Annotated in this window: 12 protein-coding genes; 8 read left to right on the top strand and 4 right to left on the bottom strand. The window is 65.8% G+C overall.

Annotated elements, in window-relative coordinates; translation table 11 throughout:
- The first annotated feature begins 19 nt into the window (after positions 1-19).
- From J9889_RS19900 to bacA, 3 genes are all read left to right on the top strand, one after another.
- Complete coding sequence (locus J9889_RS19900) at positions 20-1,087, top strand: galactose-1-epimerase (protein ID WP_223931092.1); 1,068 nt, start codon at positions 20-22, stop codon at positions 1,085-1,087.
- A gap of 142 nt (positions 1,088-1,229) precedes the next feature.
- Positions 1,230-2,225: an aldo/keto reductase gene (locus J9889_RS19895; protein ID WP_103857764.1), complete on the top strand. Its 996-nt coding sequence runs from the start codon at positions 1,230-1,232 to the stop codon at positions 2,223-2,225.
- A gap of 255 nt (positions 2,226-2,480) precedes the next feature.
- On the top strand, positions 2,481-3,296 hold the full coding sequence (bacA, locus tag J9889_RS19890) for an undecaprenyl-diphosphate phosphatase (protein WP_210557833.1): 816 nt from the start codon (positions 2,481-2,483) through the stop codon (positions 3,294-3,296).
- Positions 3,297-3,408: 112 nt separating this feature from the next.
- Here bacA and J9889_RS19885 read toward each other — a convergent pair whose 3' ends face one another.
- The 3 genes from J9889_RS19885 to J9889_RS19875 all read right to left on the bottom strand — a co-directional run bounded on the left by J9889_RS19885 (position 3,409) and on the right by J9889_RS19875 (position 5,323).
- Complete coding sequence (locus J9889_RS19885; protein ID WP_010676025.1) at positions 3,409-4,074, bottom strand: ChrR family anti-sigma-E factor; 666 nt, start codon at positions 4,072-4,074, stop codon at positions 3,409-3,411.
- On the bottom strand, positions 4,067-4,636 hold the full coding sequence (locus J9889_RS19880; protein WP_042078738.1) for a sigma-70 family RNA polymerase sigma factor: 570 nt from the start codon (positions 4,634-4,636) through the stop codon (positions 4,067-4,069). The genes J9889_RS19885 and J9889_RS19880 overlap by 8 nt, the downstream gene beginning before the upstream one ends.
- A 120-nt stretch (positions 4,637-4,756) precedes the next feature.
- Positions 4,757-5,323, bottom strand: coding sequence for an LON peptidase substrate-binding domain-containing protein (locus tag J9889_RS19875; RefSeq protein ID WP_209794335.1), 567 nt, complete (start codon positions 5,321-5,323; stop codon positions 4,757-4,759).
- A gap of 314 nt (positions 5,324-5,637) precedes the next feature.
- Here J9889_RS19875 and argS point away from each other — a divergent pair, with 314 nt between their 5' ends.
- The 4 genes from argS to hslU all read left to right on the top strand — a co-directional run bounded on the left by argS (position 5,638) and on the right by hslU (position 10,337).
- Complete coding sequence (gene argS / locus J9889_RS19870; RefSeq protein WP_210557830.1) at positions 5,638-7,383, top strand: arginine--tRNA ligase; 1,746 nt, start codon at positions 5,638-5,640, stop codon at positions 7,381-7,383.
- 3 nt (positions 7,384-7,386) lie between these two features.
- Positions 7,387-8,235 (top strand): SPOR domain-containing protein, encoded by an 849-nt coding sequence (locus J9889_RS19865; RefSeq protein ID WP_210557828.1) that lies wholly within the window; start codon positions 7,387-7,389, stop codon positions 8,233-8,235.
- A gap of 186 nt (positions 8,236-8,421) precedes the next feature.
- Positions 8,422-8,955 carry an ATP-dependent protease subunit HslV gene (gene hslV, locus J9889_RS19860; RefSeq protein ID WP_042078734.1) on the top strand — a complete coding sequence of 178 codons (534 nt, stop codon included), beginning with the start codon at positions 8,422-8,424 and terminating at the stop codon, positions 8,953-8,955.
- A 53-nt stretch (positions 8,956-9,008) separates the two neighbouring features.
- The gene (gene hslU / locus J9889_RS19855; protein ID WP_210557826.1) at positions 9,009-10,337 is read left to right on the top strand and encodes an HslU--HslV peptidase ATPase subunit; all 1,329 of its coding nucleotides are present in this window, start codon (positions 9,009-9,011) and stop codon (positions 10,335-10,337) included.
- Positions 10,338-10,425: 88 nt separating this feature from the next.
- Here hslU and J9889_RS19850 read toward each other — a convergent pair whose 3' ends face one another.
- Positions 10,426-11,850: an MFS transporter gene (locus J9889_RS19850; RefSeq protein WP_210557824.1), complete on the bottom strand. Its 1,425-nt coding sequence runs from the start codon at positions 11,848-11,850 to the stop codon at positions 10,426-10,428.
- 168 nt (positions 11,851-12,018) lie between these two features.
- On the opposite strand from J9889_RS19850, the gene J9889_RS19845 reads away from it, so the two are divergent.
- Positions 12,019-12,939, top strand: coding sequence for a LysR family transcriptional regulator (locus tag J9889_RS19845; RefSeq protein ID WP_210557822.1), 921 nt, complete (start codon positions 12,019-12,021; stop codon positions 12,937-12,939).
- Positions 12,940-13,259: the final 320 nt, after the last annotated feature.

Here is a 13,259-nt window from a genome sequence, read left to right as displayed (position 1 = left end):
TGACAACGGGTGACGCCCCCTGCCCGGCACTCACGAGGCCGACAGGGGGCGACGGGATCACGACGGGGAACCGCAAACCATGATGAGATTCGAGCTGGAAAACGAGGAGGGACTGCGGCTGCGCGGTCTCGCATACGGGGCCACCCTCACCTCCCTCACCCTGCCGGTGGCGGGAGAGCGGCGGGAGGTGCTGCTGGGCTGCGCCGACGAGGCCTACCTCACCCAGCAGGTATGGCTGGGGGCCGTGGCGGGGCGCTTTGCCAACCGCATCGGCGGCGCCCGCCTTGAGCGGGAAGGCCAGTGCTGGACGCTGGACGCCAACCAGGGGGCCAACTGCCTGCACGGCGGGCGCGACGGGTTCCATCGCCGCACCTGGCAGATCAAGGAGCAGGAGGCGGACAGGGTCAAGCTGGCGCTCCTCTCCCGGGCGGGGGATCAGGGCTTTCCCGGCAATCTGAGGGTGAGCCTGGAGTATCGGCTGGAGCAGTGCGATCTGGTGGTCGACTTCTGCGCCAGCACGGACGCCCCCAGCCCGGTCAGCCTCACCAGCCACGCCTACTTCAACCTGGATGGTGGTGGCGACATCCGCCACCACACCATCAGCCTAGACGCCGACCGCTACCTGCCCACGGATGACCAGAGCCTGCCGCTGGCCATCGCCCCGGTGGAAGGCCCCTTCGATCTGCGCGCCCCCCGCCCCATCGGCCAGGCGTGGCTGGACCACCCCCAGCAGCAGTTGGCCAAGGGGTACGATCACGCATTTCTGCTCAACAACAGCGTTTTTGTGCCTGCTGATGAGCCGTTTGGTGGGTCCAGCCAGCCATGGGCCGCCCGGGTGATCTCGGGGGATGGCAAGCTGGCGATGGCGGTCTACACCAACCAGCCCTCACTGCAGTTCTACAGCGGCAACTGGCTGACCGGCACACCGGATCGTCAGGGCCGACCCTACCGGGATTACGACGGCTTCTGCCTGGAGGCCCAGCAATTGCCCGACAGCCCGAACCGGCCCGCCCTCGGCGATCCCTGGTTGCTGCCGGGGCAGCGTTATCGCCACCAGACCCGTTATCGCTTTATTCCTGCCCCCTGACAGCCCCGCTCGGGCAGACGAAGGAGCCCGGGCGCGCCGCCACGTCATGGCGGCCCCGATGGCACCGCCGAGTCAGCCGGGGTGAGGCCGGCCGCAGGGCCCGCCGATCCTCATTGCACACCAGCCAAGGAACCGCACCGTGATGGATGACAACTACCTCGCCGCCCCCGACCGCTACCAGCGCCAGCCCTACCGACCGGCGGGCCGCCACGGCCTGCGCCTGCCCGGCATCGGTCTGGGCCTTTGGCACAACTTCGGCGCCGGGAGCGATCCCGCCACCGCGAAGGCCATGGTGCATCAGGCGTTCGATCTGGGGATCACCCACTTCGATCTCGCCAACAACTACGGGCCGCCGCCGGGATCTGCCGAACTGACCTTCGGCACGCTGCTCAAGAGGAGCCTGGCTCCCTATCGGGACGAGCTCATCATCGCCAGCAAGGCGGGCTACGTGATGTGGGACGGCCCCTACGGCGATGGCGGCAGCGCCAAGTACCTCTTCGCCAGCCTGCACCAGAGCCTGCGCCGTCTGGGCCTCGACTACGTGGACATCTTCTATCACCACAGGCCGGATCCCCGCACCCCGCTCGAGGAGACCTGCCAGGCCCTGGCCCTGATGGTGCGCCAGGGCAAGGCGCTCTACATCGGCCTCTCCAACTACCCGGCCCCGCTCGCGGCCAAGGCTGCCGCCCGGCTGGCGGAGCTCGGCACCCCCTGCCTGGTCAACCAGCTCAAATACTCCCTGTTCCAACGCGATATTGAGCCCGACACCCTGCCGGCCTGCCGGGAGCACGGCATGGGGGTGGTCGCCTTCTCGCCCCTGGCGGGGGGGCTGCTGAGCGATCGCTACCTGGCGGGCATTCCCGCGGATTCCCGCGCCGCCAGTGCCAGCCCCTTCCTCACGGCGGACCAGATCACCGAAGAGAAGCTCGCCACCGTCCGCGCCCTGCATGCACTGGCCCTGCAACGGGGTCAGTCCCTGTCGCAACTCGCACTGCAATGGGTGCTGCGCGACCCCGTGGTGAGCTGCGCCCTGATCGGCGCCAGCCATCCCCAACAGATAACGAGCGCCGTCGAGGCCCTGGGGCAGCCCCCCCTGGACGATGATCTTCAACAGAAAATCCTGTCCATACTGGCCTGACAGCACAAAGAGATCATAAACACAGAGGTCAACTGGCGTGACTGACCTGTCAGAACGTGACGGGGCCGTCATGGCTTCTGACAGCATGTGGCAAGCCGCGCCCTGCATGGTCCGCCAGCGCCCTTTTCCGGCCGGAACAGGGCGCTGAAATCCCCAATATTCACTGGTTGCCCGCGTGATTTTCCGCCATCATTGGCCGCCCCGACCCGTTCGGGGTTGATTTTATCCAGACCCCATAACCAAGAGATCTGCACCATGACCGAATCCTACGCCCTGTTCGTCGCCTTTGTGCTGGGTATAGTGGAAGGCCTGACCGAGTTCCTCCCCGTCTCCTCCACCGGCCACATGATCATCGTCGGCCACCTCCTCGGGTTTGAAGGACCCAAGGCCGCCACCTTCGAGGTGGTGATCCAGCTCGGCTCCATCCTGGCAGTGGTCGTCATGTTCTGGCGCCGCCTGTTCGGACTCATCGGCATTCACTTCGGTCAGAAACCGACCCCGGGCCACGCGACCCTCTCCCTGGTGCACGTCATCCTCGGCATGCTGCCCGCCGTGCTCGTCGGGCTGGCTATCCACAGCTGGATCAAGGCCAATCTGTTCGGGCCGGAAACCGTGATGTATGCCCTGGTGGCCGGCGGCATCCTACTCATCATCGCCGAAAAGTTCCGCCCCGCCGTGACCGCGGAGACCCTGGACGACATCAGCTACAAGCAGGCCTTCGGCATCGGCCTGTTCCAGTGCCTGGCACTCTGGCCCGGTTTCTCCCGCTCCGGCGCCACCATCAGCGGCGGCATGCTGATGGGCATCAGCCGCCACGCGGCAGCGGAATTCTCCTTCATCATGGCGGTACCCATGATGATCGCGGCCAGCGGCCTGGATCTCTACAAGAGCCGCGATTTCCTCTCCATGACGGACTTCCCCATGTTTGCGGTGGGCTTCGTCACCGCCTTCGTGGTGGCCATGGTCGCCATCAAGACCTTCCTGGCGCTGATCCGTCGTCTCGACTTCATCCCGTTCGCCATCTACCGCTTCCTGCTGGCCTTCGTCGTCTACCTGGTCTTCGTGGCCTGATGGGCTTCGCCGCCAAGCAACACAAAAGGGACCCGAGGGTCCCTTTTTTCATGCCGTGATACCGCCTCAGTCGCGCAGCAGCCCGCGATCACCGGGCAACCGTGAGCCCAACTCAATAGAGGTGCTGACTGATGCCGTTGAGCAGCCGTGACAGCCCCTTGGTGAACTGCACGGGGGCATCCTGCACCGTGTAGCAGAGGCAGCCGTCCGGGGTACGGGGGCTGTGGGCGTGGCTGGCATCGCGCCAGATGAAATCCCCCGCCTGATAGCGGGTGTCGCCATCTTCGATGGTGCCCGCCAGCAGCAGGGTCAGCTCATATCCCTTGTGGGTGTGCTCCGGGATCCGGCCCCCCGCCTCGATGTGGAGCAGGTTGGCCCGCGCCCCCATCTCGTCCAGGGGCAGGCTGACCTGACGGATGGCCCCGAGATGACGCCACCTGGGGGCATGATGCCGTGCCAATGCCCGCGGCAGCCGGTAACTGTGACCCGCCACCCTGAGCTCTGGCCTCGGGCTTTCGGGAAGGGCGAGCGCCGCCTCCGTCGCCACCGGCTGTTGCAGTATGCCCGCCAGCATGGCATCGAATCCGGCGGGCAGCGCCTCGTCCGGCGCGTCAGGGGCGAGATGCTGGCACGCCAGCGCCTCTTCAAATTCCTTCACCCGGGCGGCGCACTCGGGGCAGAACTCGCAATGGGCGGAGACACCGACGGCCAGCGGAAGAGGCAGCTCGTCGGCAGCGAAGGCGCGCAGCATGGGTTCAGTCGGATGGGTCTTAATCATGGCCTTGCTCCACTTGTTCCTTCAGTTTCTGTAATGCCAGCCGGAGGCGGGACTTGATGGTACCGAGCGGCACGCCGAGCCGGTCTGCCAGCTCCTGCTGGGAGAGCTCCTGCAGATAGATGCCGCGCACCACCTGCTGCTGCGGCTCCGGCAGGGTGGCCACATAGTGGGCCATCTGGCGGGTCAGCACGGCGTCCTCGCCCCCGCTCAGGTGCTCCTCCTCCGCCCTGAACTCCAGCAGGGGCCAGATCTCCTCGGCGCACAGCTCCTCCTTGCTGGCTCGGCGGCGGCGCAGCATGTCGAAGCTCTGGTTGCGCATCACCGTATAGATCCAGGTGGTCGGCGCCCCCTTGTCGGGGTGGTAGAGGCGCGCCTTCTGCCACACCAGCAGCATGGTCTCCTGGACCAGCTCCATGGCGTTGGCCTCGCTGCCGAGGTGGCGCAGCCCGTAGCTGCGGATGCGCGGGGCGAAGTGGTGAAACAGGGTGGCGAAGGCAGCCTTGTCGGCCTGCTCGGCCACCCGGATGAGTAGAGATGTCAGATCGCCATCTGGGTTGTCCATGGGGGGCGATGTCCTGCGTGGAGCCGATTGTGGTTGGCCAGTATATGCCATTGCGCCATCCCTCGCGTGTCGTGGTCTTCACCAGTACGTGCGGGAAGGAAAAAGGATCACCCCGGACTGTCAGTGGCTGGCGACCAGCAGGCCGCTCAGCAGGGAGAGGGCGGGCTGGTTGTCCTTGGCCGCGACCAGCCACTGCTTCTGCTCCACCGGGATGGGCAGCACCTCCAGCCAGCGCTGGGCCACCCAGCTCGCGTCCTCCCAGTCCGGCTCGGGATAGAGGGCCGCGTATTCGGGGTAGTCATTGAACACGTCCTGCAACGCTTTGGCCAGGGAGTGCTGGTCGGCCTTGAGCCGGCCGCTCTGCCAGGGGGGCAGCGGCTCCACCTCGCCGACCCGCAGGCCGTCCTCTTCCTGCCACAGATCGGTGATCCTGACCCGTTCCACCCCGAGCACTGTGATGCCGAGCAGGCCGTCAGGCAGCAGATCGAAGTCGATGATCCGCACCCGGGTGGCGATGGGATACATGTTGCGCAGCGCATCGGGCTGGCGGGGATCCAGCATGCAGAGCGCGAACTCCCGCTCCCGGGACTCGGCGATCATGCGCTGGTATCTGGGCTCGAAGATGCGCAGCGGCATGATGCCGCCGGGCAGCAGGTGAGCGGAGAGTGGAAACAGTACCAGTGTCATGGGAATCATCCTCCAACGGCGTCCTCAAAGGATACGACCGCCGTAGGCAGCGAGATCATTCAGACCGAAACGGTATAAATAGCCCCGCAATAATCAGGGGAAAATAGCCTGGACAAGCCGTTTCGTTATGCAGTAGAAATGGATAACCACCACTTATTCAAATCAATATCCTGCCATGTGGTGGAAAACGCAGTGAAATATCCGCCACACCCACGGGTACGGGCCGTTCCTATAGTTTTCTCGGCCCGATGCGGGTAAAATTCACGCCCTTATCCAGTCAGTCATTTTTCGACGCGCAACCTCGGTGGTCAGTTATGAAAGAGCATATTCATCATCTACTTGAACAAACGGTAGCCAATCTCAAGTCTGCGGGCGTCCTGCCGGCGGACCTGGAAGCCCGCGTGCAAGTAGACCGATGCAAGGAGAAGGCTCACGGCGACCTGGCCACCAACCTGGCCATGCTGCTGGCCAAACCGGCCCGCAAGAATCCCCGCGAGCTGGCCGCCGCCATCATCGAGCACCTGCCTGCCTCCGATCTGATCGCCAAGGTCGAGATCGCCGGCCCCGGCTTCATCAACTTCTTCTTCGATACGAGCTGGCTGGCCGGCCAGGTGGAGGCCATGGTGACCAGCGCCAACGCCAACGTGCGCCTGCCCGCGCCGCAGACCGTGGTGGTGGACTACTCGGCGCCGAACGTGGCCAAGGAGATGGCGGTGCACCACATCCGTTCCACCGTGCTCGGTGACGTGGCCGCCCGCGCCCTGGAGTTCCTCGGCCACAAGGTGATCCGCGCCAACCACATCGGCGACTGGGGCACCCAGTTCGGCATGTTGATCGCCTACCTGGAGAAGATGGCCAACGAGCACGCCTCCGACATGGAGCTGCGCGATCTGGAGGCCTTCTACACCCAAGCCAAGCGTCACTACGACGAAGACGAAGCCTTCGCCGAGCGCGCGCGCAACTACGTGGTCAAGCTGCAGGGTGGCGATGAGTACTGCCGCACCATGTGGAAGAAGCTGGTCGACATGACCATGGAGCAGAACCAGCGCAACTACGACCGTCTGAACATCTCCCTGTCCAACAAGGACATCATGGGCGAGTCCATGTACAACGACATGCTGCCGCAGATCGTTGCCGACCTGAAAGCCAAGGGGCTGGCAGTCGAGAGCGAAGGGGCCACCGTGGTCTTCCTGGACGAGTTCAAGAACAAGGATGGCGAGCCCATGGGCGTCATCATCCAGAAGAGCGACGGCGGTTTCCTCTACACCACCACCGACATCGCCTGCGCCAAATACCGTTACGAGAACCTGGGCGCCGACCGGGTCATGTACTTCATCGACTCCCGTCAGCACCAGCACCTGATGCAGGCCTGGACCATCACCCGCAAGGCGGGCTATGTGCCGGAGTCCGTTCCCCTCGAGCACCACGCCTTCGGCATGATGCTGGGCAAGGACGGCCGTCCCTACAAGACCCGCTCCGGCGGCACCGTCAAGCTGGTCGACCTGCTGAACGAAGCGGAAGAGCGCGCCAGCGCCCTGCTGGAGAGCCGCAACAGCGACCTCTCTGCCGAAGAGAAGGCCCAGGTGGTGCACGCCATCGCCATGGGCGCGGTCAAGTATGCGGATCTCTCCAAGAACCGCACCACCGACTACATCTTCGACTGGGATCTGATGCTCTCCTTTGAAGGCAACACCGCCCCCTACCTGCAATACGCCTACACCCGTATCCAGTCCATCTTCCGCAAGGCCGGCGTCGATGCCGATACCCTGAGCGGCAAGGTGGTCCTGAGCGAAGATGCCGAAGAGACCCTGGCCCAGAAGCTGATCCAGTTCTCCGACGCGGTCAACGGCGTGGCGGACAAGGGGATGCCGCACCTTCTGTGCACATATCTCTATGAATTGTCTGGCAACTTTATGACCTTCTACGAAGCCTGCCCGATCAACAAGGACGGCGTGGACGAAGCGACCCGCCAGAGCCGTCTGCTGCTGTGCGCCGCTACCGCCAAGGTGCTCAAGCTGGGCCTGGGCGTGCTGGGCATCCACACCCTGGAGCGCATGTAATAGATGGCGACCCGGGATTACGTCGGCAACAGCCCGAGACGACGGGCGGGTGGCCGTAACATCAAGAAAGCGGCCCCTCGCCGCTTTCCTGTTATCCCGGCACTGCTGGCCGGGGCCCTGGTCGTCGGTTTCGGCGCCTTCCTCTACCTCATCAACGGCAAGGGCGCCGACGCCCCCACCATCGAGGAGCAGGTGAAGGCCAACAAGCCCAAGGCGCAGGGCAATGGCCTGCCCCAGGAGAAGTGGAGCTACATCGAGCGGCTGGAGAACAAGCAGGTGGACGTCATCGAGCCGCCGCCCCAGCCGGGCGTGCTGCCGCCGCCGCCCGCCGAGACCCTGACCCTGCAGCCGGAGAAGCTGCCGCAACCCGTGCCGACCGAGATCCCCCAGCCGGGGACCCCCATCGGCCAGGTCAAGCCGTACCAGCCGCAGCCGGTGCAGCCGACCAAGCCGGCCACCGGTGCCCCGGTCGCCAGCGCCCGGGAACAGGTGATCGACCAGAAGGCCGAGCGTGAACGGATGGAGCGGGAGATCCGCGCCGAGCTGGAACGGGAACGAGCCGAGGCCGCCAGGGCCAAGGCGGCGACCCAGACTGTACAGACCGCAGCCGCCGACGGCGGTCGCTACATGATGCAGTGCGCCGCCCTGCGCTCCCAGGACTCCGCGGAGTCGCTCAAGGCGCGCATCGCCTTCACCGCCGGCCTCTCCTCCAGCCTGCAGGTGGTCAACGGGGCCGGTGGCGCCGTCTACAAGGTGATGGTGGGCCCCTTCAACGGCAAGGCGGCGGCCGACGCGGCCAACCGCAAGCTGCAGGGCTCCGGCATCAGCGGCTGCATCCCCAAGAAGGGGTGATCACCGCTTGCCAGGCACAGGGCCGGGTGACAACACCCGGCCCTGTTTCTTTCGACCCCCTTCCTGTGCCCCCCTCGTCCCTCCCCCGATCCGGTCACTGAACAGGCTTGAAAAGCCGGTTGGCCATCCCCATCTTTGTTGCCATGCACAGTCAGGCCGTCATTCGGCTCAAGCGAGGTAAATGAAGTGACTACCATAGTTTCAGTTCGCCGCAACGGTCAGGTCGTCATCGGTGGCGATGGCCAGGTCTCCCTTGGCAACACCGTCATGAAGGGCAATGCCCGCAAGGTTCATCGCCTCTACAACGGCAAGGTGCTGGCAGGTTTCGCCGGCGGCACCGCCGACGCCTTCACCCTGCTCGAACGCTTCGAAGCCAAGCTGCAGGCCCACCAGGGCAACCTGGAGCGCGCCGCCGTGGCGCTGGCCAAGGACTGGCGCACCGACCGCGCCCTGCGCCGCCTCGAGGCGCTGCTGGCGGTCGCGGACGAGCACAAGTCCTTCATCATCACCGGCAACGGTGACGTGGTGCAGCCGGAGCACGATCTCATCGCCATCGGCAGCGGCGGCAACTTCGCCCAGTCCGCCGCCATCGCCCTGCTGGAGAACACGGACCTCGACGCCAAGAGCATCGTCGAGAAGGCCCTCAAGATCGCGGGCGACATCTGCGTGTTCACCAACCAGCACCACACAGTGGAAGTGCTGGACTACAGCGCCAAGTAAGCGCCCCCTCTTCTTAGGGGCGGCCAGGCAGCCCCCGACAAAGGAATCCCATCATGTCCGAGATGACCCCGAGAGAAATCGTCCACGAGCTGGACAGGCACATCATTGGTCAGGCCGATGCCAAACGCGCGGTCGCCGTCGCCCTGCGCAACCGCTGGCGCCGGATGCAGCTCAATGAGGAGATGCGCCACGAGGTGACCCCGAAGAACATCCTGATGATAGGCCCGACCGGCGTCGGCAAGACCGAGATCGCCCGCCGCCTGGCCAAGCTGGCCAACGCCCCCTTCATCAAGGTGGAGGCGACCAAGTTCACCGAGGTGGGCTATGTGGGCAAGGAAGTGGACAGCATCATCCGCGATCTGACCGACGTCGCCATCAAGCTGGTGCGCGAGACCGAGATGGAGAAGATGAAATACCGCGCCGAGGAGGCCGCCGAGGAGCGCATCCTCGACGCCCTGCTGCCGAACCCGCGCAACAGCTGGGGCGAGGAGGAGAAAGCCGACAACTCCAACACCCGCCAGATCTTCCGCAAGAAGCTGCGGGAAGGCCAGCTGGATGACAAGGAGATCGAGCTGGATCTGGCCGCCACCCCCATGGGCGTGGAGATCATGACCCCGCCGGGCATGGAAGAGATGGCGAACCAGCTGCAGGGGCTGTTCCAGAACCTGGGCCAGGGCCAGAAGAAGAAGCGCAAGGTCAAGGTCAAGGAGGCCATGAAGGCGCTGATCGAAGAGGAAGCGGCCCGCCTGGTCAACCCGGAAGAGCTCAAGCAGAAGGCCATCGCCTCCGTCGAGAACAACGGCATCGTCTTCCTCGACGAGATCGACAAGATCTGCAAGCGCGGCGAGAGCTCGGGCCCGGACGTTTCCCGTGAAGGGGTTCAGCGCGACCTGCTGCCGCTGGTCGAGGGCTGCACCGTCAACACCAAGCACGGCATGGTCAAGACCGATCACATCCTGTTTGTCGCCTCCGGCGCCTTCCAGATCGCCAAGCCGTCCGACCTCATCCCCGAGCTGCAGGGCCGTCTGCCGATCCGGGTCGAGCTGACCGCCCTGACCACCGAAGACTTCGAGCGCATCCTGACCGAGCCGAACGCCTCCCTGACCGATCAGTACAAGGCGCTGATGGCCACCGAAGGGGTCAACATCGAGTTCACCCAGGATGGCATCCGCCGTCTGGCCGAAGCGGCCTGGCAGGTCAACGAGCGCACCGAGAACATCGGCGCCCGCCGTCTGCACACCGTGATGGAGCGCCTGATGGAAGACATCTCCTACGACGCCTCCGAGAAATCCGGCGAGACCTTCGTCATCAACACCGACTACGTCAACGCCCACCTCGGCAAGCTGATTGAAGACGAGGATCTGAGCCGCTTCATTCTGTAACAGGTTGATCGATAACGAGGAGCTGAGCGGTTTACTATCCTGCCCAATTCCATAGCAAGACGCCTCCCCTGTGGAGGCGTCTTCGTTCTCAGCGTTCTCCCGACTCGCAGCCGTCCCGGGCCACATCACCCTGCACGGCACGCTCCTCCCTTCCCGCCAGCCAGAGCGCACTCATCAGCAGCAAGGCCGTCAGGGCGAAGGTGACCCGGGTGGCAAACGCCAGCTCGTCCGCCGTCGCGAGGGCGAGATCGGGCCGCCCCGCCAGGGCGGCGAACAGGCCCCCCAGCCCCGCCGCCCCCATCAGCTGGCCCAGGTTGCGCGACAGGGTCAGCAGCCCGGCCACGGCGCCACGGCTCGCCCCCTCCGCCTCCCCCACCACGGCGCTGTTGTTGGCGGTCTGGAACAGGGCATAACCGGCGGTGAGCAGCAGGATGGGCAGCAGGTAGCCGAGGGGCCCGAGCGCCCTGTCCAGCAGGGCCAGCAAGACGGTGGCCACCACCATGAGTCCTAGGCCGAGGCGCACCACAGGGGTCGCCCCCACCCTGTCCACCAGCCAGCCAGCGGGCATGCCGGACAGCGCCGCCAGCAGCGGGCCCATGGAGATCATCAGCCCCACCGTCCCCATGTCGAGGGCAAAGGCGCCGTGCAGGTAGAAAGGACCGATCAGCAGAGTCGCCACCATGACGCTGGCCACCAGCGCACTGGCGATGATCCCGCCTCTTTGCCTGGGCGCCCCCAGCAACGCCAGGGGCAGTAGGGGGCGACGGGCGCCCGAGTCGGCACGTACGAAGAGCGCCATGGCGACGAGCGCCCCTATCCCCGGCCAGGTCCCGAGCGGGCTGCCCCGGGTCAGTGCCAGCCCGTAGCAGAGCAGCGCCGTCACCAGCAGCAACAGACTGGTGAGCGGGAGGCTTCCCTCGGCAGAGCCCGCCTCATCCCGGGGCAGATCCCGCCAGGCACACCCCAGCGCCAGCAACGCCAGGGGGAGCAGCAGCAGGAAGGGTGCCTGCCAGCCAAATCCGCCGATCAACAGGCCGCCGAAGGAGGGGCCGAGCGCCGTGCCGCAGGCCGACAGGGTGCCGAGCAATCCCATGCTCCAGCCCCGTCGGGCTGGCGGCACCAGCTCTCCTGCCATGGCCAGCGAGAGCACCAGCATGCAGGCCGCACCCGCCCCTTGCAGGGTGCGAGCTGCAATGAGCCAGCTGATGGAAGGGGCCAGGGCGCACAGCAGGGAAGCCAGTGCAAAGACCCCGGTCCCCCAGAGCAGCAGGCGACGCCGCCCCAGACGATCCCCGAGCCGGCCCGCCACCACCGTCAGACTGGTAATCCCAAGCAGGTAGGCCACCAGCACCCATTGCAGGCTGGCGAAGGGCACGCCGAAGTCCTGCCCCAGGGCAGGCAGCACCAGGTTGGCCATGCTGCCCGCCAGCATGGGCAGCAGGGTGGCGAGCCCGAGCCCCGCGAGACCAAGACGGCGCGTCACGGGAGGGGGAACAAGAAGTGGTGTGGACATGGCAGTCTCTCCGGCAAGTGATGATGCACTCAGGCTAGCGGGGGAGATGACAAGGCGGAAGACGCACGGATTGCAGCTTATAGTTGCATCAGACGCCATATGAAGAGACGGCAACTCGCGTATCATGAAGGGGTCGGCCCGTCAGGCGCCGCCTGCGAGGAGACGACCATGACCCCGGATTTCAACCTGCTGATCACCCTGGATGCCCTGCTGGAAGAGGGCAGTGTGGCGGGCGCCGCCAGACGGCTAGGCCTGAGTGCTTCCGCCATGAGCCGGGCCCTGGCAAGGCTGCGGGATACCACGGGGGATCCGCTGCTGGTGCGGGCGGGACGCGGCCTGATCCCCACACCCCGGGCGCAGATCCTGCGGGATGAGGTTGCCCGCCTGGTTCAGGAGACCCGGGCCGTGCTGCGCCCCCAGCAGGAAGTAGACCCGGCGAGCCTGGAGCGCACCTTCCGCCTGCGATCCAGTGACGGCTTCGTGGAGGCGGTGGGCCCCGCCCTGCTGGCGCGCCTCGCCGTCGAGGCCCCCGGGGTGCGGCTGCACTTTCTGGCCAAACCCGACAAGGAGAGCGGCCCCCTGCGCCGTGGCGAGCTGGACTTCGAGACCGGGGTGATCGGCGCCACCACGGCCCCTGAGCTGCGCACCCAGGCCCTGTTCCAGGACCACTTCGTCGCCGTGGTGCACCCGGACCACCCCCTCTGCGACGGCACCCTGACCGTGGCGCGCTATGCCGCCGCGCGCCACGTGCTGGTCTCCCGCCGGGGCCAGCCTCACAGCCCCATCGACGAGATCCTCGCAGGCCAGGGGAAAAGACGCACCATCACCACCCTGGTACCCGGGTTTGCGACGGCGCTGGCCCTGGTCAGGGAGAGCAATCTGGTGGCGACGGTGCCGCACCTGCACTGCGCCAGCCTGCTCGGCGATCTGGTCACCCTGCCCCTGCCCTTCGCTCTGCCAGGGATCCGGGTCTCCCTGCTCTGGCACCCCAGTCAGGATGCCGATCCGGGCCACCGCTGGCTGCGCGCCCTGATACGGGACACCTGTGCCCGGCCCCCCTATCACACCGGGACCACCGACACCCCCTGATCCGGGTCAGGCAGCTCCCGGCTCCATCACCAGCCTCTTGTGGCCCGGGCACCCGCACCCGGGGCCTGAAGCGCCTGTCACCACCCCGTCACACCGACATGCCTGTGGCTTGGGCACAAGTGGTGGATCCTTCCCCCTGCCGGACGGGGATCACGGCCCCTCAGAGCGGGGCGGATCATACCAATCAGATTAAAGATGTGATCTAATTGCTCTATTCTGGTTTCACTGTACTCAGTATGTCCGATCCAATCGATTTCTTGGCCCTCGCCAAGGCAGAAACCAACGCCAGGAAACGCATGCGATTCCTGGCGTTAGCACAC

Source organism: Aeromonas sp. PrichA-15, from assembly GCF_017939245.1.
Taxonomy (GTDB): domain Bacteria; phylum Pseudomonadota; class Gammaproteobacteria; order Enterobacterales; family Aeromonadaceae; genus Aeromonas; species Aeromonas caviae.
Note: the sequence above shows the minus strand (reverse complement) of the source record. Positions and strands in the feature narration are given on the sequence as shown.

What these genes read in the sequence shown, in the direction of transcription:
- J9889_RS19875 (WP_209794335.1), bottom strand. Translation starts at nt 5,323, where the DNA reads ATGACACTGGTACTGTTTCCACTCTCCGCTCACCTGCTGCCCGGCGGC.
- J9889_RS19850 (WP_210557824.1), bottom strand. Translation starts at nt 11,850, where the DNA reads ATGTCCACACCACTTCTTGTTCCCCCTCCCGTGACGCGCCGTCTTGGT.
- argS (WP_210557830.1), top strand. Translation starts at nt 5,638, where the DNA reads ATGAAAGAGCATATTCATCATCTACTTGAACAAACGGTAGCCAATCTC.
- J9889_RS19845 (WP_210557822.1), top strand. Translation starts at nt 12,019, where the DNA reads ATGACCCCGGATTTCAACCTGCTGATCACCCTGGATGCCCTGCTGGAA.
- J9889_RS19895 (WP_103857764.1), top strand. Translation starts at nt 1,230, where the DNA reads ATGGATGACAACTACCTCGCCGCCCCCGACCGCTACCAGCGCCAGCCC.
- hslU (WP_210557826.1), top strand. Translation starts at nt 9,009, where the DNA reads ATGTCCGAGATGACCCCGAGAGAAATCGTCCACGAGCTGGACAGGCAC.
- bacA (WP_210557833.1), top strand. Translation starts at nt 2,481, where the DNA reads ATGACCGAATCCTACGCCCTGTTCGTCGCCTTTGTGCTGGGTATAGTG.
- J9889_RS19885 (WP_010676025.1), bottom strand. Translation starts at nt 4,074, where the DNA reads ATGATTAAGACCCATCCGACTGAACCCATGCTGCGCGCCTTCGCTGCC.
- J9889_RS19865 (WP_210557828.1), top strand. Translation starts at nt 7,387, where the DNA reads ATGGCGACCCGGGATTACGTCGGCAACAGCCCGAGACGACGGGCGGGT.
- J9889_RS19880 (WP_042078738.1), bottom strand. Translation starts at nt 4,636, where the DNA reads ATGGACAACCCAGATGGCGATCTGACATCTCTACTCATCCGGGTGGCC.